Source organism: Rhizobium sp. J15, from assembly GCF_002531825.1.
Taxonomy (GTDB): Bacteria; Pseudomonadota; Alphaproteobacteria; order Rhizobiales; family Rhizobiaceae; genus Rhizobium.
Genome location: NZ_NWSX01000033.1, coordinates 43,420 through 65,682, shown reverse-complemented (window position 1 = coordinate 65,682; position 22,263 = coordinate 43,420). Strand labels below are relative to the sequence as shown.

The window sequence follows — 22,263 nt, the reverse complement described above, 5'->3', positions numbered from 1 at the left end:
ATAATGCACCATCAAATGCCGGGACTAAACACTTTTTGGAGCACGATGCCGAAAAGTGTAAGCGGTTTTCGGGCGACCTCATGCTCTAACTCTTCAATTTAGAATAGGATTCAGATTTTAGGCCAACCGGGCCTAAAATCAGCCTGTTCTAGCGAAAACCAGCTTGCACGCGGCGGAAGGCTCTCTCCGCCGCATTTTTTGTGTTCAAACCATTTCCACAATCATCCGCCCAACCTCGGCGAAGATCGGATTGAGATCCTTCGCCGGCGCGGTCGCTTCGGCGATATAGACCGCGGCGACAATCGGGCCGCGATCCGGCGGCCAGATGACGGCGATATCGCCGAGCGAGCCGTTCTGGCCGGTGCCGGTCTTGTCGCCGACTTTCCAATCCTGGGGAAGACCGGCCCTGAGCCGTTCCTTGCCTGTGGTGCTTGCCACCAGCCAGGCGATCAGCCTGTTGCAGGAGGTTTCCGTCAGCACCGAGCCGAGCGTCAGATTGCCGAGCGTGTCAAGCATCGCATCCGGTGTCGTCGTATCGCGCGGATCGCCTTTCCTGCCCTCGTTCAGCGTTGGCTCGGTGCGATCGAGACGCGTCGTGCCGTCACCGATCGAGCGCAGCCAGTCGGTCAAACCCGGCGGTCCGCCGAAGCTTTCGAGCAGCAGGTTGCCGGCCGTGTTGTCGCTGACCGTCACGGCTGCCTCGCAGAGTTCGGCGATCGTCATGCCGTCCGCGCCTGCATGTTTTTCGCTGATCGGAGAATAGTCGACGAGCTTCTCCTTGCCGTAGCTCACCCGCCGATCGAGGCTCTCGTCACCCTTGTCGACGCGGGCAAGGGCGAAGCCCGCGGCCAGCGCCTTGAAGGTGCTGCACATCGGAAAGGCCTCGCTGCCGCGATAGCCGAAGGTGATGCTCGTCTGGGTGTCGAGCACCGAGACGCCGAGGCGGCCGCCGGTGCGTTTCTCCAGCGCGGCAAGGCGGCGCTCGACATTGTCGTCGCCCTCCCCGCTCGTTTCCTGAGCCCTGACGGGAAGCGTGAGCGCAGGCAGGCAAAAGGCCGAGCCGATCAGCATGCGGCGGGTAAGACTGAGATCCATGAAATCCTCCGGCGGTGAGGAGGACAGAGCTAAGGCGCGATTGCGGCGGGATCTCGTCCCCGCGGCGACTTCGTCGTCCGTCTAGGGATCATATCGTCCGGACGCGGCAAACCTGTCGTCCGCCGCACCTTTCATGCGGCGCGCGTGACCTCGACCGTCACATGCGACAATTCCTCGAGCGCCGACAGCCTGCCCTTGTAGAAGGCCGGCTCGCGCGGCTGCGAGGTGACGACGGCGACGATGGCGGCATGATGGCCGGGGCCGACCTGCCAGACATGCAGATCGGTGATCCTGTCCTCCTCCGTCTCGATGGCCTCGCGGATTTCCGCGGGCAGCGTCTCCCCTTCGGGCACGACGTCGAGAAGGACACCACCCGAGGCTTTCATCAGGCTCCAAGACCAATTGGCGATCACCAAACCGCCGACGATTCCCATAATGGGATCGAGCCACAGCCAGCCATAGAGGCTGCCAAGCGTCAGCGCCGCAATGGCGAGGACGGAAGTCAACGCATCGGCGATGACGTGCAGATAGGCGGCGCGGATATTGTTGTCGCCGGCCTTTCCATGGTGCTCGTGGTTGTGGCCATGGTGATCGTGACCGCCATGGGCATGATGGTGATGGCCGTGGTGATGCGCATGATTGCCATGCGTGTGATGCGCATGATGACCATGCGCGTGATGACCGTGCGCGTGGCCACCGCCGCCGAGCAGCCAGGCGCTGGCAAGATTGACGGCAAGGCCGATGACCGCCACGGCGATCGCCTGGGCAAAACCGATCGGCACCGGATTGGTCAGCCGGAGCACGCTTTCCCAGGCCATCAGCAAAGCGATCAGGGCGAGGATAATGGCGCTGGCGAAGCCGGCGAGATCACCGAGTTTGCCGGTGCCGAAGGTAAAACGCGGATTGCGCGCCTGCTTCCGGGCGAAGAGATAGGCGAGCGCCGAAATCAGCAGCGCGCTGGCATGGGTCGACATGTGCCAGCCGTCGGCGACGAGCGCCATGGAGCCGTAGACGGTGCCGGCGGCAATTTCGGCCACCATCATCACGGCCGTCAGGGCGATCACCAGCCAGATACGCCGCTCGTTCGCCGCGTGATCGGCGCCGAGGAAAACATGATCGTGTTCCAGGGCTTCCATTCCAGCCTTCTCGATCCCGGCACTCATTGCAGGCTCCTTTATGCAAACACTCAGCGGATATAGGTTCTCAGCACTTCCGATATTTCCTCGACCGCCTCCGCCCTGGCCGCATCGTTTTCGGCATTCAGCACATGTTCGCGCAGGTGGTCGTCCAGCACCTCGCCGGTCAGCCCTGTCAAGGCGCCGCGCACCGATGCGAGGAGCTGCAGGATTTCGCCGCATGGGCGCTCGGCCTCGAGTGCACGCTCGACCGCTTCCATCTGCCCCTTGAGGCGGCTGATGCGGGCGATGAGCTTCTTTTTCTGAAGGGTGGTGTGAGACATGGCCGATTTCCTATAGGATAGGGGGGTATATTATCAAGCGGAAAAATCCAGGCAATGCCCTTGCATGCCGATCCGCCATTGACAAACGCCGCGTTTGCGGCGATTGATGCGCCATGATCAAGAACGCGCACCAGAGCCGCTCGTATTTTTGGCTGTACCTGTAAAGGGCGGCCGGACAGATCATATTGTCAACAAGCCGCCGTCAGGCGGCTTTGTTGTATCGGCAGCGTCCTGACGGCAGAATATCAAAGGACGCGAAGACCATGACCGACATCGAAGACAGCGAAATTTCACTAATGCGCCCATCGGTGGTGACGATCCGCGCCGCCAAGCCGCGCGACCTGCCCGAACTCAACGAGATGATCGCCCTGCTGGCCGCCCATCACGGCGACCCTTCAGGCACGACGCCGGAGCAATTGGAGCGCGATCTGTTCGGCCCCCTGCCCTGGATCCATGCGCTGGTCGCGGAAACCAGCGAAGGGCTGATCGGCTACGCCATTCTCGTGCCGCTCTACAGGGCGCAGGAAGGCAAGCGCGGCATGGACCTGCACCATCTCTTCGTGCGCGACGGCCATCGGGGCCACGGCACCGGCCAGTTGCTCGTCGACCGCGCCCGCGAGACCGCGCGCAATGCCGGCTGCGGCTACCTCTCCGTCAGCGCAGCGACCGGAAACGTGCTGGCGCATCGCTTCTACGAACAAATGGATTTCACGCCGCGCCCCGTGACCGGCATGCGTTACATGCAGTCGATCGCTTGAGCTGCGACCGTCTCAGCGTCCCGGCACGGCCTTCAGATAGGCCGCGATCGCCTCGCGGTCGGCGGCCGGAAGATGGGCGATGTTCTGCTGCACGTCGACCATCGAGCCGCCGACACTATCGAAATCCGGCGTGAAGCCGGTTTCGAGGTAGCTGGCGATATCCGCTTCGCTCCAGCTGCCGATGCTCTTGGAGGCCGGGGTGATATCGGGTATGCGGCCCTCGCCTTCCGGATTCGGCGCGCCGGCCAGCCACATATTGGCCTCGAAGCCGCCGAGCGCATCGCGCGGCGTATGGCACTCGCCGCAATGGCCCGGGCCTTCGACGAGATATTGCCCGCGCTTCACCTTGTCGTCGCTCTTTGCCAGCGCCACGCGCGGCTGATCGTTGAAATAGAGGAACTTCCAGCCGCCGAGCGCGAGCCGGATGTTGAAGGGGAACGGCAGTTCATGCGGCGGCGTGACGTTTGCGCTCTTCGGCAGGGTTTTCATGAAGGCGAAGAGATCGTTGACGTCCTTGTCGCTCATGCGGGCATAGGAGCCATAGGGAAAAGACGGGTAGAGATGCTGGCCATCGGGACCGACGCCGCGCTTCATCGCATTGCCGAACTGGGCAAGCGTCCAGGCGCCGATGCCGGCTTTTTCATCCGGCGAGATGTTCGGCACGTGGAAGGTGCCGAAGGGGCTCTTCAGCGCGAGACCGCCCGAAAGCGTCAGCTTGGCATCGCCTTCTGAGCCGGGCGCGGCATGGCAGCTGACGCAGCCGCCCGTCCAGAAGACCATCTCCCCATTTGCCGTGTCCGGCGCACCGAGACCGGCCCAATGGCTCTCCGGCAGGGGATCGGGCGCGGTGACGAGATAGAAGGCGCCACCGCCGAGGACGGCGACGCCGATCAGACAGAGCAGAACTCGGATGAACCTGCGGACCATGCGCCGCCTCCCCCTTTGAAGACATTTTTGCCGGTCCAATACGCGACCGGTCCGCACGGGCGGAGAACTAAGACGATCCGCGCCGGCGGCAAGGCTGGCGCGGATCGAGAGTTCCTATCATTTCCGCTTTCCGCAATTCCGCATGCAAAACTACTCCGCAGTTCTGCGGGAATTGCCGGGACGGCCTATCGCTCATTTGCTGAGACGATAGGCCTTGTGACAGCCGCCGCAATTGGCGCCGAGCGTGTTGACCGTGGCGCCGACAGCCGCGGTATCCGCCGGAAGCTGGGCAAGCGCGATTTCGGCATCGGCGGAGAGCTTTTCAGCGCGAGCCTTGAAGTCGTCCATGTTTTCCCAGATCTTCGGGCTCACCGCGGGATCGTTCTTGTCGCTGTCCGGCTTGAATTGATCGGGGAAGACCTTGGATGTAGCGGCAATCGTCGTTAGCGCCGCCTTTACCGCCTCGGCGTCATAGGGCTTTTCGCCTTTTGCGATCGCTGCAAGCGCGCCGGTCGAACCGCCGATCCGCTTCATCAGCGCCACACGCGAATCATGCGTGCCGTCAGCGGCATTCACCGCACCCAAGGCTATGCCGGCCATCGCTGCGGCGGCAGCTACTGCTTTCCAATTCATATTTCCTCTCCATTTTCCTCGGCCGGGACGGCCGCTGGCCAATCTGCACCGGGAGCATGACAAAATCCATGCGTCCAGGTGGTCACGTTTTGCCGGATGACCATAAAAACAATGTGATAAGCAGCGAAAGCGCGTCGCATCGAATTTGCTTCATGCGACGCGCTTTTGGATGAGAGGCATCAAGGCTCAAGCGGTTTTCCAGCCCTGCCAGAGGCTAAGCGCGGAGACTGCCACCAGCAGCAATCCGGCGCAGCGTCCCACCAAGGCCGTAGCATGAGGGTTTGCGACAAGAAGATCGCGGCTGCGCCCGGCCGTCATCGCGAGCGTGCCGTAGATGGCGAACTGGGTGGCGACAGTCATGGCCCCCATGATCAGGCCCTGCATCCAGACCGGCCCGTATTCCGGCCTCAGGAACTGCGGGTAAACCGCAAACATGAAAATATAAGCCTTTGGATTGACGAGACAGGTGACTGCACCCTGGCGGAAGGCGCGCCAGCTGGAATGTGCCGTTCCCGGACCGATCGCCTCGACGGTGATCGAGCTGCGGATCAGCGAAATGCCGATCCAGATCATGTAAGCGACGCCGGCAAAGAGCAGCACGTTGAAAAGCTGCGGCAGCATGGTGACGAGCATGCCGACGCCGGCTGCGCCATAGGCCGAATGGACGGCGCCGCCCGCCATGATGCCGCCGGTCGCAGCCAGGCCGCGTTTGATGCCGCCGGTCAGCGAATTGGCCAGCACGAAGAGCATGTCCATTCCAGGCACGATGATGATGCCGAAAAGAAGGGTGAAGAAGAGCCAGAGGTTTTCATGGTAGTTCATGTCAGTTATCCGCCCTGCGTCTTTTTGGATCTTTGAAAGACTGTGATTGATTTCAATTCGATAGGCGGCTCTATAGCGAAACCCAACTGACAGTGTATTGTCAGGAGCGTTGGGAGCGGAGTCAGGAAAATGCGCAAGGCCTCACGGCTTTTCGAGATCATTCAGATCCTCAGGCTGGCGAGAAAGCCGATGACGGCGGCAGCGATGGCCGAGACGCTGGAAGTGACCGTTCGCTCGATCTACCGCGACATCGCGGCCCTTCAAGCGATGCGGGTGCCGATCGAAGGCGGGCGCGGCATCGGCTACATCATGCGGCCGGGCTTCGATCTGCCGCCGCTGATGTTTTCGATCGAGGAGATGGAGGCGATCGTGCTGTCGCTGGCGCTGCTCGAACGCACCGCCGACGAGGAACTCAAGCAGGCCGCCCGCCGCGTCAATCAGAAGATCGCCGGAGCCGTGCCGGCGCCGCTGCGCCAGGCGATGGACAACAAAGCGCTTTATGCCTGGGGCGCGATCGCCCAGCCGCCTGTTGGCTTCGACCTCGCAATCGTACGGCGCGCGATCCGCGATGAGCGAAAGCTTGAACTCGGCTACCGCGACGAACTCGGCCGCGCGACCGAACGGACGATCCAGCCGATCGCGCTGATCTACTATTCTGAGACCGCCAACATCGTCGCCTGGTGCGAGCTGCGCCAGGCGATCCGCAATTTCCGCAGCGACCGGGTGGAACGCTGCGCGACAAGCGAGATTTTCTTCAAGGGCGACGGCGACAGGCTGCGGGAACTCTGGACCAGCGGCTGGACGGAAACGGCCGTGCCTGCGTGATGCGGCTTAAAGCGCGTCGCAATCTTTCAGATTCGCTAGCCGCGCTTTAAGTCTTTGTCTTTTTACGCGTGTCGTTATCGCAAAACCGCGCACACTTTTGCCTGACACGCTTTAGTAAGGCAGCGTCCGGCTCTCCTCACGGCCGAAGCCGCGGATTTCGATGCGGTCGGCATGGACTTCGACGATCGCGAAAGTGTTTTGCGTCTCGGTGTCGACCACGCCCTTGAAATTGACGAAGTGACAAGCGCCGGCCACGCCATAATTGCCGACATGGTCATGGCCGTTGAGATAGGCGACGACATTGCCCTGCGAGGCGAGCAACGCGACGATGCGCTCGCTGTCCCACATGCCGTGCTCGCCGGGCGGATGGACCGGATAGTGATTCATGACGATCACCTTTTCGCCGGCCGCCGCCGCGCTTGCGATCTGATCGCCGAGCCAGGCGAACTGCTCGTCGCTCAGCGCCGCGTTCCAGCGGTGGGCATTGCGGGCGCCCTTGGCCTGCAGCTCCGCCAGCATCTGCGCGGCAAGGGCGCGGTGGTGATGGCCTTCGGGCGGGGCGAAGATGCTGACCTCGTTGCCGTCGAGCACGACGAAGCGCCAGCCATGACGCGAGAAGCTGTAGTAGGGCGACGGCATGCCCAGGCGCGCAGCGACTTCGGAGAGATGCCCCGCGGAAACCGAGAAATCGTGATTGCCGAGCAGGAACAGCGCCTCGTGTCTCAGCTTTGCATAGACCGGAAGAATATCGTCGAAGCTCGCGAAGCTGCGGTCGATGACATCGCCGAGCGTCATGACGAAACTCAATTCGCAGCCGTTGAAGACCTCGATCGCTTCGGCGACCTTGGCGAGGCTGTTGGCGTAATGGCGGTCCATGGCCGCATGCGGCGCGATCGCCGCATATTGCGGGTCGGCGATGATACCGAAGCGGAACAGGGGAAGAGTAGAAGAAGACATGGGACGTGATTAGGAGCGGCCGGTGACAGGGATGTGACGGTGTCCCAACGCATGATCGAACTGCGTCAGCTGCCGAGATTCCCGAGTGTTGATGATGGATCCGACGTGCTCATTTTGCCTGGAGCCTATCGATCAAGACAGCAAGAACATCGTGTAAATTTGGTGCGACATATGCGCAAAGACTTTGAATATCCAGCGTTGGCTGAACGAGGTCGGGCACCATTATGGTCATCAGACCGGCACGAGACGCCGAAAGAACGCCGCTACAAGAATCCTCGAGTGCAACACACCGGCTCGGGTTCACCCTTAACCGGCTTGCGGCTTTCAGATACGGCTCTGGATGAGGCTTCGCTGCGGTATAATCTCCGTGGGCAATAATGTGCATGAAGCGATCCTTCAGATTCACCGCAAGCAGATGGCTAAGCACTGTGTCATGGTCTGAGGAAGTGACGATAGCCCACGGAAGTTGAGTTTCTTCCAGCCAGTCCAAAATTTCAATGACCCCAGGCTTGAGGCGTAGCTCTGTTGCGACCATCGTCCGGAACAGATCTGAGGCCTGTTTCCACAAGTCCTCAATGGGAAGTTCTCCGCCAATATGCATGGCCAAAAGCGCTCTGGCCGACGTGCTGGGTAATCCAATCGTTTCCAGATAGACGGACACTGGGATGTTAAACCCTTTTTCCTCAGCGGCCTTGATAACCGCGTCCCGATACAATGCTTCGGTATCGAAAATTAGGCCGTCCATATCGAACAGGACGGCTTCGGGCTTGAATGGAAGCTGCTTCATCCGTTGAGGATACGACAGAGGCATAACAAAGCCATGTGGAAAGGTGAAACAGGAGCACAGCTGTCACCAAAGGCGGAAGTTCGCGCGTATCGGATCATCGATTTTCGGACGCTCAAAACTTAAAGATTTCGCGACTGGTGCAAAAAAACGAAACACCCGGCGTTTGGGCGCCGGGTGCAGAACTAAAAGCAGATGCCGCTTACTTCGTGGCTTCTTCGTAGCGTTCCAGGACGTAGTCCCAGTTGATCAGGCTATCGATGAAGGCTTCGAGATATTTCGGGCGGGCGTTGCGATAGTCGATGTAATAGGAGTGTTCCCACACGTCGACGCCGAGGATCGGGGTGGCGCCGTGGACGAGCGGGTTTTCGCCGTTCGGGGTCTTGGAGATTTCGAGCTTGCCGTTCTTCACGGAAACCCAGGCCCAGCCGGAGCCGAACTGGGTGGCGCCGGCATTGGCGAAATCGGCCTTGAACTTGTCGTAGCCGCCGAGATCGGAGGTGAAGGCTGCTTCGAGCTTGCCGGGCAGCTTGTTGCCGCCGCCGCCCTTCTTCATCCACTTCCAGAAATGGATGTGGTTGTAGTGCTGGGCGGCATTGTTGAAGAGGCCGGCATTGGTGCCGAAGGACTTCTTCACGACGTCTTCGAGCGAGAGATCCGAAAGGCCGGCTTCGGCGGCGAGCTTGTTGCCGTTGTCGACATAGGCCTTATGGTGTTTGTCGTGGTGAAACTCCAGCGTTTCCTTCGACATGAAGGGAGCAAGCGCTTCGTAATCATAGGGAAGTTCAGGCAATTCGAAAGCCATGTCAGATCTCCTCTTGGCAATAGATTGCGTCATCGGCAGGTGAGCCGGAACATAGGAGGGGAACGTGGGAGAGGCAACCGGCGAAATATCAAAAAACGATCGGCCGGAGGAAAATTTGCCTCAGTTGTAGGGCTGGAATCGCGCCTGCAAATCGCCTGACATACCCGCCGCGAAAATGGCTTTGCCAGCGGCCCACAGCAACGGAGAACCGAGATGAACAGGAATATAATCCAGCTTCTGGCCGCGGCCGCGCTTCTTTCCGCTGCCGGCGCCGCGCACGCCTCCTCCGACGAGGCCTGGCAGCAGCTTGCCGCCGATGTGGAAGCCAAATGCAAGAAGGCGGCGGTCGCAATCGAGAAGCCCGTCGCTGCCGTCGATCCTTTCGGCACTTCCCATTACGGGCTCGCCGTGCTGACCGGCAAGCCGAAAGGCGCCAAGGGGCTGGTCGCCCAGATCTGCGTCTACGACAAGCAAAAAAAGACCGTCGAGATCGGCAGCGAGCTGGACGCCGGGAAGCTCGGGCTCACGCCGGAGAAATAGGCGGCCGCAGCGCCGGTTTGGTGCCCCTCGCCATATCCTGACGGAACCCGAACACACTCTTGGGAGTTGAAGATTGGGTTTATAACGCCGGGCGTTGTGGCGGGATGCACGAGGCGCTCTAATTTTGAAATGGCGCGTAATCTTTTCCGGGCACCGATTCGGACTTTCGAGGTTATGCGGTAGGGAGGTGCCGGATGCCAGAGCTTCGCAACAGCGCGGAAGATCAGCAGAAAATCTATCAGCGCTGGGCACCAGTCTATGACCGCGTCTATCGCGGCATATTGCGCGATGGCCACCGCAAGCTTGCCGCGCTTGCCGCTGCGGCCGGCACCGATATTCTGGAAATCGGCGTCGGCACCGGCCTGACGCTCGGGCACTATCCCAGCCGTTGCCGGGTGACCGGCATCGACATTTCCGAACACATGATCGCCCGCGCCCGCGAAAAAGCCAGACGTGAAAACCTGCAGCATGTGCAGGCGCTGGAGGTGATGGACGCACATGCGCTCGCCTTTGCCGACCGGTCCTTCGATGCGGTCTGCCTGCCTTTCGTCATCACCCTCATCCCCGACCCCGAGCGGGCGCTCGACGAATGCGCAAGGGTGCTGCGGCCGGGCGGCGAGATCATTCTTGCAAGCAAGCTCGGCGACGGCGCCGGCCTGCAGGGCAGGATCGAGGCGGCGGTGGCGCCGCTGGTGCGCCATATCGGCTGGTCCTCCGCCTTTCGCATCCACCGCATCCTTGCGTGGGCCGAACGCCGCGGCGATTTTGCCGCTGCCGATATCCTGCCGGTCTTTCCGAACGGCTTCTTCAAGATCGTCCGGCTGAAGCAGCGCGGATTTGCCGCCTGAGACCGAAACTTCTCTTCCCGCGTCGCATGTTCTGGTGGTACCGTTCGTCCGAGGGGACTGTATGACATCGGATTTCTTCTTCTTCATCGCCGTGGGTTTCTGCGCACAGATCGTCGACGGCGCACTCGGCATGGCCTTCGGCGTGCTGTCGACGACCAGTCTTCTTGCCTTCGGCGTGCCGGCCGCCAATGCCAGCGCCATGACCCATGTGACGGAAATGTTCACGACCGCCGCCTCGGGCCTCTCGCATGCCTATCATCGCAACGTCGACTGGCGGCTGGTGGCGCGGCTTGCGCCGGCCGGCATGATCGGCGGAGCGATCGGCGCCTATCTGCTCGTCAATATCGACGGCAAGACGATCGAACCCTACGTGTCGGCCTATCTCATCGCCATCGGCCTGCTGATCCTCTACAAGGCCTTCCGGCCGCCGCTGCAGCGCGAGGTGCGCGACTGGGCCGTGCCGCCCGTCGGGCTTTGCGGCGGCGTGCTCGATGCGATCGGCGGCGGCGGATGGGGCCCGATCGTCACCAGCACGCTCGTCGGCCGCGGCCACGATCTGAAGCGGGTGATCGGTTCGACCAATTTCACCGAATTCGCGGTGACGCTGACGATTTCCGTGACCTTCGTCGTGACCCTCGGCTGGTCGGAACTCAATTCGGCGATCGGCCTCATCATCGGCGGCGTCATAGCCGCCCCCTTCGGCGCCATCCTGGTCAAACGGCTGCCGGTGCGGCCGCTGATGGTGGCGGTTTCGATGATCATCATCGCGACCTCGGCGATACGGCTCCTGTAACGCGTGGCCGCCTTGGCCGGGTTACAGATTCCGGCCGAAATAGACCTCGACGGACGCGATCTTCTCGCCGCGGAAATGAAAGCTCTCCATGTTGTGGAAACTGCCGCCGTCGAGTTTCTCGGCCCGGTAGCGGACCACCGCCTCATCACCGCCAACCGCCAGGAACTCGATCACGATATCGCGGAAGAGCGGCTCCTTCGGCCAGCAACGGTCGAAATAGGCAGCCCGGTCGATATGGTCGTCGCGCGGACTGGAGAAAGTGAAGTCTTCGGTCAGCATGGCCCCGACGATCTCCTTGCGGTCGCCGAGATAGGCGGCGTAAAGATCGCGGACGGTCCGCTCGCGAGATGAGTCCATGGCGTTCAAGGCGATGTCCTCCGATTAACCGATTGCGCGTCGCAATCGGTTATGTTCTAGCACTTTTATTTGAGATGATCCAGGTTGCGGTGCAACTGCGCTGCAAGTTCGATGCCGAGGCAGGGAATGACAGACACGCAATGGGACGCCGCAAGGCCTGGTTCGATCTACTGGAAGCGCAATCTCGCCATCTCGCTGATCGGCTCCTTCACGACGATCGTGGCGATGACGCTGCTGCTGCCCTTCCTGCCGCTCTATGTCGAAGAGCTCGGCGTCAGCGACCATGCCGCGATCGTGCAGTGGTCGGGCATCGCCTATGGCGCCACGTTCTTCGCCGCAGCTCTCGTCGCGCCGCTCTGGGGGCGGCTCGGCGACATCTACGGCCGCAAGCTGATGCTGGTGCGCGCGAGCCTCGGCATGACCCTGGCGATCTCGCTGATGGGCATGGCCGGCAATGTCTGGCAGCTGGTGGCGCTGCGCCTCTTCGTCGGGCTTGCCGGGGGTTACTCCTCCGGCTCGATGGTGCTGGTGGCGACGCAGACGCCGAAGGATCGCTCCGCCTGGGCGCTCGGTGTTCTCTCGTCCGGCATCATGGCCGGCAATCTCGTCGGGCCGCTGGTCGGTGGGGCGCTGCCTGAGATCATCGGTATCCGCGGCACGTTTCTCGCCGCCGGCGGCATGATCTTCCTCGCTTTTCTCGCGACGGCCTTTCTGATCAAGGAGGAGAAGTCACCGGCCCGCAAGCAGGCCGCAAAGGCAAGCGGCGGCTGGAAATCCGTTGCCGACAAGCGGCCTGTCATCGCCATGCTGGCGACCGGCATGCTGCTGATGTTCGCCAACATGTCGATCGAGCCGATCATCACCGTCTATGTCGCGCAGATCGTGCCTGAGCAAAGCCGGGTGACGATGATTTCGGGTCTCGTCATGTCAGCCGCAGCGCTCGGCAGCATCCTTTCCGCCTCATGGCTCGGAAAACTTGCCGACCGGATCGGCCATTGGCCGGTCATCGCAGGCGCGCTCGCCATCGCCGGGCTGCTGCTGATCCCGCAGGCCTTCGTCACCAGCTCCTGGCAGCTCATCCTCCTGCGTTTCCTGATGGGCGCAGCACTCGGCGGGCTCCTGCCCTGCATCGCGGCCGTCATCCGCCACAGCGTGCCCGATAGCGCCGCCGGCAGCATTCTCGGTCTTTCCATCTCCTCGCAATATGTCGGCCAGGTGGCCGGCCCCATCCTCGGCGGCTTCATCGGCGGGCATATTGGCATGCAGGCGGTCTTCCTCGGCACCTCGGTTCTGCTTCTCGCCGGCGCTGCCTATGCGTGGCTGGTGCGGCCGAGGGAAACGGAAACCGCAGCCGCCTGAGGACGATGAAACCGGCGCATGCAGGACAGACGACCGTCAGAGAGCGTTCACGGCGACCGGCAAAGCGCGCTTGTGGGCAGTCGCGCGATAGGCGGCAAGAATCCGGCGGCGGGAGATCTCGCCGACCGGCTTGCCTTCGAGGAAATCGTCGATCTCGTCATAGGTGACGCCATAGGCCTCCTCGTCGGGGCGTAGCGGCCGCTGGTCCTCGAGATCGGCGGTCGGGACTTTGAAGACCAGCTCGTCAGGTGCGCCAAGTCGCTTTGCCAAGAGGCGGACGCGGCGCTTGTTGAGACCGGCGAGCGGCAAGATATCGGCGGCGCCGTCGCCGAACTTGGTGAAGAAGCCCATGACCGCCTCGGCCGCATGATCCGTGCCGATAACGAGGCCGCCAAGCGCGCCGGCAAGGGCGAACTGGGCGATCATGCGCTGGCGGGCCTTGATGTTGCCGAGGATGAAATCCTGCCGGCCGGCATCGGCAAAGGCAAGGCCGCCGCCCTGAGCGGCGGCAAGCATCGCATCGGCGGCCGCCTTGATATTCACCACCATATTGCGGTCCGCGCCGATCGTTTCCAGAGCCCTCTCCGCATCGGCCTCGTCCGCCTGGACACCGTAGGGAAGCCGCACGGCAATGAATTCCGCCGTATGGCCGCTGTCACGCAGCTCGCGCACGGCCTTCTGGGCCAGCAGGGCCGCCGTCAGCGAATCGACGCCGCCGCTGATGCCGAGGACATAGCTGCGCATGCCCGACGCAACGAGGTAATCCTTGAGAAAAGCGGTGCGGCGGTCGATCTCGTGCTCAGGATCGATCTCGGCGGCAACGCCCAGTTCGCGGATGATCTCGCCTTGTTCGTCGGACAGCACGGTCATGGGTCTTTTCCTCATTGTGAAGTCTATGGATAACCTCGGCGAAGATAGGGGAAAGAAAGACGTGTGGTACCCTGTTCATCGGGCAACCCGTCTATCTTCTGTCGGCAGGCCGGTCCGCAGCACGCCTACCGCACAATCGTAAACAGCTCCACCGGCTCCGCAAAACCCTTCAGCCGATGTGCCCCGACAGAGACCGCGTTTCCCTCCCCCGCCTCCTGGCGGAATGGGTTCGACATCAACAGGGCCTCTCCGAGCTCGCTGCAGGCGGTCTGGATGCGGCTGACCAGATTGACGTCGCGGCCGATAAGAGTGAAGTCGAGGCGGCGGCCGGAGCCGACGTTGCCGTAACTGACCTCGCCGTAATGAAGCGCGATGCCGGCCTTCACGCCGACGCCTTCGTATCGGAAATCATCGATCTCATCGAGGATGGCGCCGGCCGATGCCAGGGCGGCACCGCAGGAATGGGCGGCATCGTAACCCGGGAAGAAGGCAAGGACGGCGTCACCCATGAATTTCAGCAATTCGCCGCCCTCGCGGGTGATCGCCGGCACGATCCTGTCGAAATAGGCATTGAGCAGACCGAGCACGGTGCTGCCGGGCAGCCGGTTCGACAGCTCGGTAAAGCCGCGCAGGTCGCAGAGCAGCAGGGCGGCCTGCATGGATTCGATCTCGCCCTGGCGGATGCGGCCGGCCAGGATCCGGCTGGCCGTCAGCGGGCCGATATAGGTGTCGAGGAGGCTGAGTTCGACCTGGCGAAGAGTGCGCAACTCGCTGGTGTTTCGCAGCGCCGGCAGGATGCGTTCGATCAGCTGCCGCTCGGAAGCGGTGAAGCCGCCCGGCCGCCTGGTGCCGAAAACGGCGGCGCTGACCGGACCTTCGCCATTGCAGAGCGGCGCGATGACGAGCTGCATCAAGCCGCGATCGGCAAAGACATCGATATGCTGCCAGCGGCCGTGGACGCTTTCGCCAAGGCCGACGACCAGCGGTTCGCGGGTGTCCATGACCTTGCGCAGCGGCGTATTGGCGATCGCGACGCGGGCGCCGTGTTCGCGATCATGGATCTCGACCGGCTCGCCCGGCGCCCAGGCAATGGTGCGGCCGATGAACTCGGGATGCAACGTCATCAGATGCAGGGTCAGCCGGTCGACCGGCAGGCCAAGCGCCTGAAGCCTGCGGCCGAGACCGGACACCAGGCCCGCTTCGTCGAGCGCGTGGCATTCGTCGCCGGAGAGCCATTCGATGATCGAGAGCAGCGCGCCCGTGCTGACGGCGTTGCCGGTGGCCTTCGGCGGAGACCGGTCGAGATCGGGAGCATGGATCGCTGATGTCATGGCTTTCTCCTCCTTGAGGGCACGGCGTTAGTGAGCGCCGCCGCCGGAGAGTTGACCGGGCTTGCTGAGCAGCAGGCTTGCCAGCAGGGCGACGACGAGCGCGACACCGAGCAGAAAGAAGGTGTCGCTGAAGGCCATGATATTGGCCTGCCTGCGTATTTTGAGCGCGATAGCGACGACGGCCTTGTGGCCGGCGAGAGCCTGATCGCTGACGCCGTGGTTCATGAAATAGGCTGTCAGCCTTGCAAGGCGATCGCGCGTGGCTTCCTCGAAGACCGAGACCGAGTTGGTCAGAATGTTCGAGTGGAACTGCTCGCGCTTCGACAGGAAGGTCTGCAGCGAGGCAATGCCGACCGCGCCGCCGAGATTGCGCATCATGTTAAAGAGCGACGATGCCGTTCCGGCATTCTCCTGCTCGATACCTGATGTGGCGATGGCCGACAGCGGGGTAAAGACGAGCGCCTGGCCTATGGCGCGCACGATGTTCGGCCAGAAGAGCTGGTCGCTCGCATAATCGCCGGTCATGTGAACGTTCATGAAGTTCGAGGCGGCAAAGAGGGCAAAGCCGACGACGATCAGCAGCCGGACGTCGAAACGCTTCATCAGGCGCAGCACCAGCGGAATCAGCAGCAGTTGCGGAATGCCGGTCCATGCGAGGACCATACCGATCTGTTCGGAATTATAGCCCTGGATACGGGCGAGATAGATCGGCAGCACGAAAACCGAACCATAAAGCGCGATGCCGAGCAGGAAGTTGGCGACGATGCCGAAGCCGAAATTGCGCCGCAACAGCAGACGCAGGTTCAGGAGCGGATGGGCGGTCTTCAGCTCGATGATGATGAACAGCGTCAGCGAGACGGCGGCGACAACAGCCAGGCGGAGGATGAAATCGGAGCCGAACCAGTCTTCCTTGTTGCCCTCTTCCAGCACGGTCTGCAGGGCTGCCAGCCCGATCGCCATGGTGACGATGCCCGGCCAGTCACCCCTGGCGAGCAGCTTCAGGTTCATCGGCGCCCGCTCCAGCGAAGCAAAGAGCAGGCCGATCATCAGCGCGCCAGGGACCAGGTTGACGTAGAAAATATATTCCCAGCCCCAGTTCTCGGTAAGATAACCGCCGATCGTAGGGCCGATGGCCGGTGCGAAGGTGGCCGAAAGGGCAAAAAGTGCGAGACCGACCGGCTGCCTCGCCTTGGGCAGCAGCGTGATGATGATGGTGAAGGCCATCGGGATCAGCACGCCGCCGGAAAAGCCCTGAATGGCCCGCAGGATGATCATCTGCTGCAGATTGGCCGCAAAGGCGCAGGCGACGGAGAAGATCAGGAAGAGGATCGCGTTGACGAGCAGATAGTTGCGCAGTGAGAAGACCCGCGTCAGCCAGCCGCTCAAGGGAATGACGACGATCTCGGCGATCAGATAGGAGGTCGAAATCCAGCCGCCGTCATCCGTGCCGGCGCCGATGGCGCCCTGGATATCGGCAAGCGAGGCGTTGACGATCTGGATGTTGAGGACCGCCATGAAGGCGCCGAGCGTAGAGCCGACGACGGCCATCCACATGCGGAGCGGGCTGATGGCGGCGGGTTGGGCGGACATCGCGGCGGGATGCGTGAGCGAATTGCTGTTTGCGGCGATCTGAAGAGTGGCCATGGCTGATCTCTTTCCGGTTCTCACGGAAAACCTTCTCATGACGGGGTTCGGGCGGTATTCGGGGAAGGATCGGGATTATCCAGCCGAGCTGAATAATCCCTCCTCGGCCGCGGAGGTCTGCGCGGCTTTGGTATCGATTTCAGGTTCGACCGACATGCCCGAGCGCAACAGGCCACGCAGAGCCTCGTCGTCGATGACGATCTTGACCGGAATGCGCTGGACGATCTTGGTAAAGTTGCCGGTGGCGTTATCAGGCGGCAGCAGCGAGAATTCGAGGCCGCTTGCCGGCGAAACGCTGTCGACATGGCCCTTGATCGTCGCGCCGGGAAAGCTGTCGACCTTGATCTCGACCGGCTGGCCGGGGCGAACGTAGGTCAGCTGCGTTTCCTTGAAATTGGCGACGACATAAACGGCATGCAACGGCACGACGGCCATCAGCTGCGTGCCCGAGGTGACATATTGGCCGACGCGGATCGAACGGGCGCCGAGTGTGCCATCGACGGCCGCAACGATATCAGTATAGGAAAGGTTGAGTTCCGCCTGACGCGCGGCAGCCGCCGCCCGATCACGCTCTGCGACCGCCTGCTGGCGCTCCGTCTCAAGCACCGGCACCTTGTTTTCAGCCGCGACGAGAGCGGCCCGGTCGCGCTCGACGGCGGCTGCGGCCTGGTCGCGGGCCGACTGGCTTTGTTCGGCGCGGGACTGCGTGCCGGCTCCGCTGGTGATCAGTCTGGCCGAGCGCGCCGCGTCGGAAACGGCAAAATCCAGCGAGGCCTGCGAGGCCTCGATCGTTGCCTTCGCCTGTCCGATGACCGACTGCTGCAAGGCGATCTGGGCATCTATATTGGCAATGGCGGCTTCAGCCGCCTTCACATCGGCTCGTGCCTGCGAAAGGGCGGCCTGGAAGTCGCGGTCATCGATGCGGGCGAGAACCTGACCGGCCTTGACCGGGTCATTGTCGTTGACGAGCACTTCCTTGATGTATCCCGCGACCTTCGGGGCCACCGTCGTGTAATCGGCCTTCACATAGGCATTGTCCGTGGATTCGATGAAGCGGCCAACCGTCCAGTAGCGGTAGCCGAAATCGCCTGACAAGGCGACGCCCGCAAGCAGCGCAGCGGCGATGACCGCGCGCTTGACCGCCCTGCGGCCGGTTTTCTTCGGCGCTTCCGCAGCCGGCGCTTCGACGACAGGCGCCTCGGCAACAGGTGCGGCATCGGCCTGCCGGGCGGTGTCGAAAACATCCTTGCGCGGTAACTCAACCATCGTGCTTCTCCTTCAATCCAGCCCCTCGGTACGAGGTCCTGTTCGTTGCGAAGAAAATGCACCCTGCCGTTCATCGTGATAATCTGCTTATATCGGGAAGGATCATCAACTCTCAGCGGATAATCCGAGGGTAATATGGATCGGCTGACAAGCCTCACAGTCTTTGGCCGCGTGGTGGAATGCGGCGGCTTCTCCGCCGCCGCGCGCCGGCTCAACATGTCCGTCACCATGGTCGGCAATCACGTGCAATCGCTGGAAGATCGGCTCGGCGTCAGGCTGCTCAACCGCACGACGCGCAAGGTGAGCCTGACGGAAACCGGTAAATATTATTATGAACGCTCCTCGCAGATCCTTGCCGAGCTCGAAGAGGCCGACCGGACGGCGGGCGCGCTGAGCACCACGCCGCGCGGCACGCTGAAGGTCTATACCAGCAGCGCCATCGTGCGCTTCCTGCTGCCCGTCGTCAGCGAATATATGGAACTCTATCCATCGATCGCGCTCGATTTCAGTGTCGGCGAACGAATGGTCGACATGATCGAGGACGGCTACGATCTGGTGATCCGCACCGTGCCGCCGCCGGATTCCTCGCTCGTCGCGCGCAAGCTGACACCCTGGCGTCATATGCTCGTCTGCTCGCCAGCCTATTTCGAAAGCCATCCGACGCCGCAAAGGCCGGCCGAGGTCGCCGATCACAATTGCCTGCAATATGCCTATTACCCCTATGGCGAGGAATGGCGCTTCGAGGATGGCGAAGGCCGGCAGGAAAGCGTCAAGATCGCCGGCAATGTCGTCTCCAACAGCGCGGAAATGCTGCGTTTCCTGACGCTGAACGGACAGGGCATCTTCCTGGCGCCGAGCTTCGTGGTCTTCGACGACATCGCCGAAGGACGGCTGGTGAAGATCATGCCGGACTACAGGCCGGTCGAATTCAACATCAATGCCGTCTACCCCAACCGCAGCCATCTGGCGACCAAGGTGCGTTTGTTCATTGACCTCCTGGCGGAGAGATTTGCGGAGCATCGCAAGTGGATGACGTGAGGGGGTGTATCCCGATCTCAATTCTGCCGACTGGACCGCCCCAGCCCTTCGCTTGCGCTTCGGGCGTTCGCAGCTGCAATCGATTCACTGGATCGATTGCTTCGGCTTCGCCGAACCGCGCCAGCCCTTCGCTTGCGCTCCGGGCGTTCGCCACTGCAATCGATTCACTGGATCGATTGCTCCCGCTTTGCGGGATCGTGGCTCACTCCTCGCTCTCGCTTCTGCCGTGGGCCCAGTCCATGTAGAGGTCCAGCGCCTTACGGGTGACCGGGCCTTCCTGAAAGTCGCGGCCGTCGAGGCGGGTGACGCCGACGACCTTGGAATAGTTGCCGGTGGTGAAGATCTCGTCGGCCTGCATGAAATCCTCGACGGAGAGCGTCGTCTCGACGACATCGAAACCGGCCTTCCGCAAGAGGCCGATGACGCGGGCGCGGGTGATGCCGGCAAGGAAGGTGCGGTTGGCGGCGGGCGTCATCACTATGCCGTCGCGCACCAGAAAGACGTTGGACGAGGCGGTCTCGACGACATTGCCGTTCAGATCGCGCACCAGCGCATTGTCGAAGCCGCGGCTGCGGGCTTCGGCGATCATGCGGCCGCTGTTCGGATAGAGCGAGCCGGTCTTCGCCTCGGTCATTGCGGTTTCCGGCGACGGCCGGCGATAGGGCGAGACGGTGAGGCTGGTGCCGCCGTGGCCACCCATCGGCGCCTCGAACAGGCAGAGCGCAAAGCGGGTCGATTCGGCATCGACGGAAACGACGCTGCCCGGCGAACCGTGTTCGCCCCAATACATCGGCTTGATATAGATTGCCGTCGCGCCATTGAATTTCTCAACGCCTTCCCAGGCGAGCGCTGCGATCTCCTCGGCCGATTTCACCGGCTTCAAACCCATGGCAAGCGCCGAGCGGTTGACGCGCTGGCAGTGCAGGTCGAGATCGGGCGCGATACCGTCGAACCACCGGGCGCCGTCAAAGACCGAGGAGCCCAGCCACATGGCATGCGACGTCGGCCCGATCAGCGGCGGATTGCCGGGAAGCCACTCCCCGTCGACATGCGTCCAGGTGGTTGAGCGGGGTGATGTATCGACGGCCATGTTGCCCTCCCTTTTTGAAGCCGGAAAAGCAAAAACCGCGGCGGCAAGCCGGGTCAAGAAGAAATCCGGGCGCGAAATGCGGAAGCAAGAAAATACCGGAGGACGGCGTCAGGCCGCAATATTCCTGCGCAGCGGCACGCGCTGAAGCGATAGGTGCATCAGCAAAAGTGATGGAATGGACGGTTGGAACGGCGGCCGGCCGCATGCCATCATGGGGCAGTCGCAGGTAGCAGCAAGGGAAGACGCCGATGAGAGCCATGTATTACGAAGCCTTCGAAAAGGCGCCCGAGATTCGCACCCTGCCCGACCCCACGCCTGCCGAGGACGGCGTCGTCATTGCGGTCGGCGCCAGCGGGCTCTGCCGCAGCGACTGGCACGGCTGGATGGGGCATGATCCGGATATCCGCCTGCCGCATGTGCCGGGCCACGAACTTGCCGGCCGGGTCGTCGCCACCGGTCGCGGCGTAATGCGTTTCAAGGTGGGCGACCGGGTGACAGTGCCCTTCGTTTCCGGCTGCGGCCATTGCGGCGAATGCCATTCCGGCAATCAGCAGGTCTGCCCCAACCAGTTCCAGCCGGGCTTCACCCATTGGGGATCCTTCGCCGAATATGTGGCGATCGATTATGCCGACACCAATCTGGTGCACCTGCCCGACACGATCGACGATGCGACGGCGGCAAGCCTCGGCTGCCGATTCGCCACCTCATTCCGCGCCGTCGCCGACCAAGCGCGCACCGGACCCGACGAATGGATCGCCGTGCATGGCTGCGGCGGCGTCGGCCTGTCGGCGATCATGATCGCCACCGCTCTCGGCGCCAATGCGATCGGCATCGACATTTCGGATGAAAAGCTCGCCTTCGCGCGCGAATGCGGGGCGGTGGCGATAGTCAACGCATCAGGTGTCGCCGACGTCGCGGAGGCGGTGCGCGAGATCACCAAGGGCGGCGCGCATGTTTCGATCGATGCGCTCGGCCACCCCGCTACCTGCTTCAATTCGATCAAGAATCTGCGCCGGCGCGGCCGGCATGTGCAGGTGGGGCTGATGCTCGGCGAACATGCCGCGCCGCAAATCCCGATGGCGCAGGTGATCGGCCACGAGCTGGAGATTTACGGCAGCCACGGCATGCAGGCCTGGCGCTACGACGCCATGCTGTCGATGCTTGCCGCCGGCAAGATCGCTCCGCAGAAGCTGATCGGACGCCGAGTCAGCCTGGAAGAAGCCGTGCCGGCGCTGATGGCGCTCGACAAGGCGGAAGCGACGGGCATCAGCGTGATCACACGGTTTTCATAAGGCAGCGGCACAGGCCGCCGGCCTTATTCAGCCACGCCAACGTATTATAGGCGCAGAGCCTTCCGACACGGTGCGGCCGGCGCACATTTGCAGCCGCCGGACAGGCCTTGCGAAACCTGTCCGCCGCACCGATATCGGGGCCATCGGCTTACCACCGACTGGATCGCGGTGGTTGCCAAAGATGGCGCAAGGGTCTAACGGCTGCGGCCGAAGAAAGGCCAACAAGAAAAGCCTGCAAGAAAAAGAAAGAGACATGATGTCCAACTCATTTGTGAACATGCATGCCGGTGACGAAACCGGTGATAGGGCGAAACGCTTTTTCGTCCTCGGAGAACGGATCGAGCGACGGCTTCGGACCCGCGGAAACTGGCTCAATATCTTCGACGTCACCGTACCATCAGGCAGCCGGACGCCTAGACATGCGCATGCGAGCCCGGAAGTGTTCCGCATTCTGGAAGGTCGCCTGACGATCTGGCGGCTGACCGACAGCGGCCCCGAAGAGATCGAGGCGGGCGCTGGCGACATCGTCAGCATCGCGCCCTTCATGGTGCATGGCTACGCTAATCGCGGCACCGCCCCTGCGGTCTTTTCGGCGATCGTCGACCGCGACATGGCCGAATTCATCGAAGCGGAAGGCGCAACCGAGCCACCCAAGGCCAGCCCTTCGCCGGAGACCGTCGCCCGCATGACCGCGGCCGCCAATGCCTACGGGATTACGATCCTCGCCGCCTGATGCGCCCCCTCCGCCTGGGGCAGCTTGCCGCCTCGGG

Annotated in this window: 24 protein-coding genes; 9 read left to right on the top strand and 15 right to left on the bottom strand. The window is 62.4% G+C overall.

Features of this window, described 5'->3' with window-relative positions:
• Positions 1-204: 204 nt before the first annotated feature.
• The 3 genes from bla to dmeR all read right to left on the bottom strand — a co-directional run bounded on the left by bla (position 205) and on the right by dmeR (position 2,554).
• Positions 205-1,095, bottom strand: coding sequence for a class A beta-lactamase (gene bla / locus CO670_RS23595; RefSeq protein ID WP_097592443.1), 891 nt, complete (start codon positions 1,093-1,095; stop codon positions 205-207).
• A gap of 131 nt (positions 1,096-1,226) precedes the next feature.
• Entirely contained in the window at positions 1,227-2,258 is a 1,032-nt protein-coding gene (dmeF, locus tag CO670_RS23590; protein WP_097592442.1) for a CDF family Co(II)/Ni(II) efflux transporter DmeF, read from the bottom strand.
• Between the two features lie 23 nt (positions 2,259-2,281).
• Positions 2,282-2,554, bottom strand: a complete 273-nt coding sequence (gene dmeR, locus CO670_RS23585; RefSeq protein WP_088688146.1) for a Ni(II)/Co(II)-sensing transcriptional repressor DmeR — start codon at positions 2,552-2,554, stop codon at positions 2,282-2,284.
• Positions 2,555-2,817: 263 nt separating this feature from the next.
• Between dmeR and CO670_RS23580 the strand changes: the two genes are divergently transcribed.
• A complete protein-coding gene (locus CO670_RS23580) occupies positions 2,818-3,312 on the top strand; it encodes a GNAT family N-acetyltransferase (RefSeq protein ID WP_097592441.1) in 495 nt (164 codons plus the stop codon).
• A 12-nt stretch (positions 3,313-3,324) separates the two neighbouring features.
• Here CO670_RS23580 and CO670_RS23575 read toward each other — a convergent pair whose 3' ends face one another.
• From CO670_RS23575 to CO670_RS23565, 3 genes are all read right to left on the bottom strand, one after another.
• Positions 3,325-4,239 (bottom strand): cytochrome c, encoded by a 915-nt coding sequence (locus CO670_RS23575; protein WP_097592440.1) that lies wholly within the window; start codon positions 4,237-4,239, stop codon positions 3,325-3,327.
• Positions 4,240-4,431: 192 nt separating this feature from the next.
• On the bottom strand, positions 4,432-4,872 hold the full coding sequence (locus CO670_RS23570) for a cytochrome c (protein ID WP_097592439.1): 441 nt from the start codon (positions 4,870-4,872) through the stop codon (positions 4,432-4,434).
• Between the two features lie 186 nt (positions 4,873-5,058).
• Positions 5,059-5,694, bottom strand: coding sequence for a LysE family translocator (locus CO670_RS23565; protein WP_097592438.1), 636 nt, complete (start codon positions 5,692-5,694; stop codon positions 5,059-5,061).
• A 129-nt stretch (positions 5,695-5,823) separates the two neighbouring features.
• Between CO670_RS23565 and CO670_RS23560 the strand changes: the two genes are divergently transcribed.
• Entirely contained in the window at positions 5,824-6,519 is a 696-nt protein-coding gene (locus tag CO670_RS23560) for a YafY family protein (protein WP_097592437.1), read from the top strand.
• Between the two features lie 111 nt (positions 6,520-6,630).
• Here CO670_RS23560 and CO670_RS23555 read toward each other — a convergent pair whose 3' ends face one another.
• From CO670_RS23555 to CO670_RS23545, 3 genes are all read right to left on the bottom strand, one after another.
• Positions 6,631-7,476, bottom strand: coding sequence for a metallophosphoesterase (locus tag CO670_RS23555; RefSeq protein WP_097592436.1), 846 nt, complete (start codon positions 7,474-7,476; stop codon positions 6,631-6,633).
• Between the two features lie 109 nt (positions 7,477-7,585).
• Positions 7,586-8,263 carry an HAD family phosphatase gene (locus tag CO670_RS23550; protein WP_097592435.1) on the bottom strand — a complete coding sequence of 226 codons (678 nt, stop codon included), beginning with the start codon at positions 8,261-8,263 and terminating at the stop codon, positions 7,586-7,588.
• A 199-nt stretch (positions 8,264-8,462) separates the two neighbouring features.
• Positions 8,463-9,065: a superoxide dismutase gene (locus tag CO670_RS23545; protein WP_097592434.1), complete on the bottom strand. Its 603-nt coding sequence runs from the start codon at positions 9,063-9,065 to the stop codon at positions 8,463-8,465.
• A 213-nt stretch (positions 9,066-9,278) separates the two neighbouring features.
• Between CO670_RS23545 and CO670_RS23540 the strand changes: the two genes are divergently transcribed.
• The 3 genes from CO670_RS23540 to CO670_RS23530 all read left to right on the top strand — a co-directional run bounded on the left by CO670_RS23540 (position 9,279) and on the right by CO670_RS23530 (position 11,246).
• Positions 9,279-9,605 carry a hypothetical protein gene (locus tag CO670_RS23540; RefSeq protein WP_097592433.1) on the top strand — a complete coding sequence of 109 codons (327 nt, stop codon included), beginning with the start codon at positions 9,279-9,281 and terminating at the stop codon, positions 9,603-9,605.
• A gap of 194 nt (positions 9,606-9,799) precedes the next feature.
• Positions 9,800-10,453: a class I SAM-dependent methyltransferase gene (locus CO670_RS23535; RefSeq protein ID WP_097592432.1), complete on the top strand. Its 654-nt coding sequence runs from the start codon at positions 9,800-9,802 to the stop codon at positions 10,451-10,453.
• 61 nt (positions 10,454-10,514) lie between these two features.
• Positions 10,515-11,246 (top strand): sulfite exporter TauE/SafE family protein, encoded by a 732-nt coding sequence (locus tag CO670_RS23530; RefSeq protein ID WP_097592431.1) that lies wholly within the window; start codon positions 10,515-10,517, stop codon positions 11,244-11,246.
• Positions 11,247-11,267: 21 nt separating this feature from the next.
• Here CO670_RS23530 and CO670_RS23525 read toward each other — a convergent pair whose 3' ends face one another.
• The gene (locus CO670_RS23525; RefSeq protein WP_097592430.1) at positions 11,268-11,612 is read right to left on the bottom strand and encodes a nuclear transport factor 2 family protein; all 345 of its coding nucleotides are present in this window, start codon (positions 11,610-11,612) and stop codon (positions 11,268-11,270) included.
• Positions 11,613-11,729: 117 nt separating this feature from the next.
• On the opposite strand from CO670_RS23525, the gene CO670_RS23520 reads away from it, so the two are divergent.
• Positions 11,730-12,962 carry a multidrug efflux MFS transporter gene (locus tag CO670_RS23520; RefSeq protein WP_097592429.1) on the top strand — a complete coding sequence of 411 codons (1,233 nt, stop codon included), beginning with the start codon at positions 11,730-11,732 and terminating at the stop codon, positions 12,960-12,962.
• Positions 12,963-12,998: 36 nt separating this feature from the next.
• Here the strand turns inward: CO670_RS23520 and nadE are convergent, their stop codons facing one another.
• The 4 genes from nadE to CO670_RS23500 form a co-directional block, all read right to left on the bottom strand.
• Positions 12,999-13,832, bottom strand: a complete 834-nt coding sequence (nadE, locus tag CO670_RS23515; protein WP_097592428.1) for an ammonia-dependent NAD(+) synthetase — start codon at positions 13,830-13,832, stop codon at positions 12,999-13,001.
• A 125-nt stretch (positions 13,833-13,957) separates the two neighbouring features.
• Positions 13,958-15,163, bottom strand: coding sequence for an adenylate/guanylate cyclase domain-containing protein (locus CO670_RS23510; protein WP_097592427.1), 1,206 nt, complete (start codon positions 15,161-15,163; stop codon positions 13,958-13,960).
• A 27-nt stretch (positions 15,164-15,190) separates the two neighbouring features.
• On the bottom strand, positions 15,191-16,807 hold the full coding sequence (locus CO670_RS23505; protein WP_097592426.1) for a DHA2 family efflux MFS transporter permease subunit: 1,617 nt from the start codon (positions 16,805-16,807) through the stop codon (positions 15,191-15,193).
• A 75-nt stretch (positions 16,808-16,882) separates the two neighbouring features.
• Entirely contained in the window at positions 16,883-18,073 is a 1,191-nt protein-coding gene (locus CO670_RS23500) for an HlyD family secretion protein (protein WP_097592425.1), read from the bottom strand.
• A gap of 135 nt (positions 18,074-18,208) precedes the next feature.
• Here CO670_RS23500 and CO670_RS23495 point away from each other — a divergent pair, with 135 nt between their 5' ends.
• A complete protein-coding gene (locus tag CO670_RS23495; protein ID WP_097592424.1) occupies positions 18,209-19,111 on the top strand; it encodes a LysR family transcriptional regulator in 903 nt (300 codons plus the stop codon).
• Positions 19,112-19,313: 202 nt separating this feature from the next.
• On the opposite strand, the gene CO670_RS23490 is transcribed toward CO670_RS23495, so the two are convergent.
• Complete coding sequence (locus tag CO670_RS23490; RefSeq protein ID WP_097592423.1) at positions 19,314-20,201, bottom strand: branched-chain amino acid aminotransferase; 888 nt, start codon at positions 20,199-20,201, stop codon at positions 19,314-19,316.
• A 248-nt stretch (positions 20,202-20,449) separates the two neighbouring features.
• On the opposite strand from CO670_RS23490, the gene CO670_RS23485 reads away from it, so the two are divergent.
• Both CO670_RS23485 and CO670_RS23480 read left to right on the top strand, forming a co-directional pair.
• Entirely contained in the window at positions 20,450-21,493 is a 1,044-nt protein-coding gene (locus tag CO670_RS23485) for a zinc-dependent alcohol dehydrogenase family protein (RefSeq protein ID WP_097592422.1), read from the top strand.
• Positions 21,494-21,746: 253 nt separating this feature from the next.
• On the top strand, positions 21,747-22,226 hold the full coding sequence (locus CO670_RS23480) for a cupin domain-containing protein (RefSeq protein ID WP_097592421.1): 480 nt from the start codon (positions 21,747-21,749) through the stop codon (positions 22,224-22,226).
• Positions 22,227-22,263: the final 37 nt, after the last annotated feature.

Bases quoted from the DNA above. Each gene is read 5' to 3' on its own strand.
- CO670_RS23500 (WP_097592425.1), bottom strand. From the start codon at position 18,073: ATGGTTGAGTTACCGCGCAAGGATGTTTTCGACACCGCCCGGCAGGCC.
- CO670_RS23480 (WP_097592421.1), top strand. From the start codon at position 21,747: ATGATGTCCAACTCATTTGTGAACATGCATGCCGGTGACGAAACCGGT.
- CO670_RS23520 (WP_097592429.1), top strand. From the start codon at position 11,730: ATGACAGACACGCAATGGGACGCCGCAAGGCCTGGTTCGATCTACTGG.
- CO670_RS23485 (WP_097592422.1), top strand. From the start codon at position 20,450: ATGAGAGCCATGTATTACGAAGCCTTCGAAAAGGCGCCCGAGATTCGC.
- CO670_RS23535 (WP_097592432.1), top strand. From the start codon at position 9,800: ATGCCAGAGCTTCGCAACAGCGCGGAAGATCAGCAGAAAATCTATCAG.
- nadE (WP_097592428.1), bottom strand. From the start codon at position 13,832: ATGACCGTGCTGTCCGACGAACAAGGCGAGATCATCCGCGAACTGGGC.
- CO670_RS23565 (WP_097592438.1), bottom strand. From the start codon at position 5,694: ATGAACTACCATGAAAACCTCTGGCTCTTCTTCACCCTTCTTTTCGGC.
- dmeR (WP_088688146.1), bottom strand. From the start codon at position 2,554: ATGTCTCACACCACCCTTCAGAAAAAGAAGCTCATCGCCCGCATCAGC.
- CO670_RS23575 (WP_097592440.1), bottom strand. From the start codon at position 4,239: ATGGTCCGCAGGTTCATCCGAGTTCTGCTCTGTCTGATCGGCGTCGCC.
- CO670_RS23505 (WP_097592426.1), bottom strand. From the start codon at position 16,807: ATGGCCACTCTTCAGATCGCCGCAAACAGCAATTCGCTCACGCATCCC.
- CO670_RS23560 (WP_097592437.1), top strand. From the start codon at position 5,824: ATGCGCAAGGCCTCACGGCTTTTCGAGATCATTCAGATCCTCAGGCTG.
- bla (WP_097592443.1), bottom strand. From the start codon at position 1,095: ATGGATCTCAGTCTTACCCGCCGCATGCTGATCGGCTCGGCCTTTTGC.
- CO670_RS23550 (WP_097592435.1), bottom strand. From the start codon at position 8,263: ATGAAGCAGCTTCCATTCAAGCCCGAAGCCGTCCTGTTCGATATGGAC.
- CO670_RS23530 (WP_097592431.1), top strand. From the start codon at position 10,515: ATGACATCGGATTTCTTCTTCTTCATCGCCGTGGGTTTCTGCGCACAG.
- CO670_RS23570 (WP_097592439.1), bottom strand. From the start codon at position 4,872: ATGAATTGGAAAGCAGTAGCTGCCGCCGCAGCGATGGCCGGCATAGCC.
- CO670_RS23495 (WP_097592424.1), top strand. From the start codon at position 18,209: ATGGATCGGCTGACAAGCCTCACAGTCTTTGGCCGCGTGGTGGAATGC.
- CO670_RS23490 (WP_097592423.1), bottom strand. From the start codon at position 20,201: ATGGCCGTCGATACATCACCCCGCTCAACCACCTGGACGCATGTCGAC.
- CO670_RS23540 (WP_097592433.1), top strand. From the start codon at position 9,279: ATGAACAGGAATATAATCCAGCTTCTGGCCGCGGCCGCGCTTCTTTCC.
- CO670_RS23580 (WP_097592441.1), top strand. From the start codon at position 2,818: ATGACCGACATCGAAGACAGCGAAATTTCACTAATGCGCCCATCGGTG.
- CO670_RS23545 (WP_097592434.1), bottom strand. From the start codon at position 9,065: ATGGCTTTCGAATTGCCTGAACTTCCCTATGATTACGAAGCGCTTGCT.
- dmeF (WP_097592442.1), bottom strand. From the start codon at position 2,258: ATGAGTGCCGGGATCGAGAAGGCTGGAATGGAAGCCCTGGAACACGAT.
- CO670_RS23555 (WP_097592436.1), bottom strand. From the start codon at position 7,476: ATGTCTTCTTCTACTCTTCCCCTGTTCCGCTTCGGTATCATCGCCGAC.
- CO670_RS23510 (WP_097592427.1), bottom strand. From the start codon at position 15,163: ATGACATCAGCGATCCATGCTCCCGATCTCGACCGGTCTCCGCCGAAG.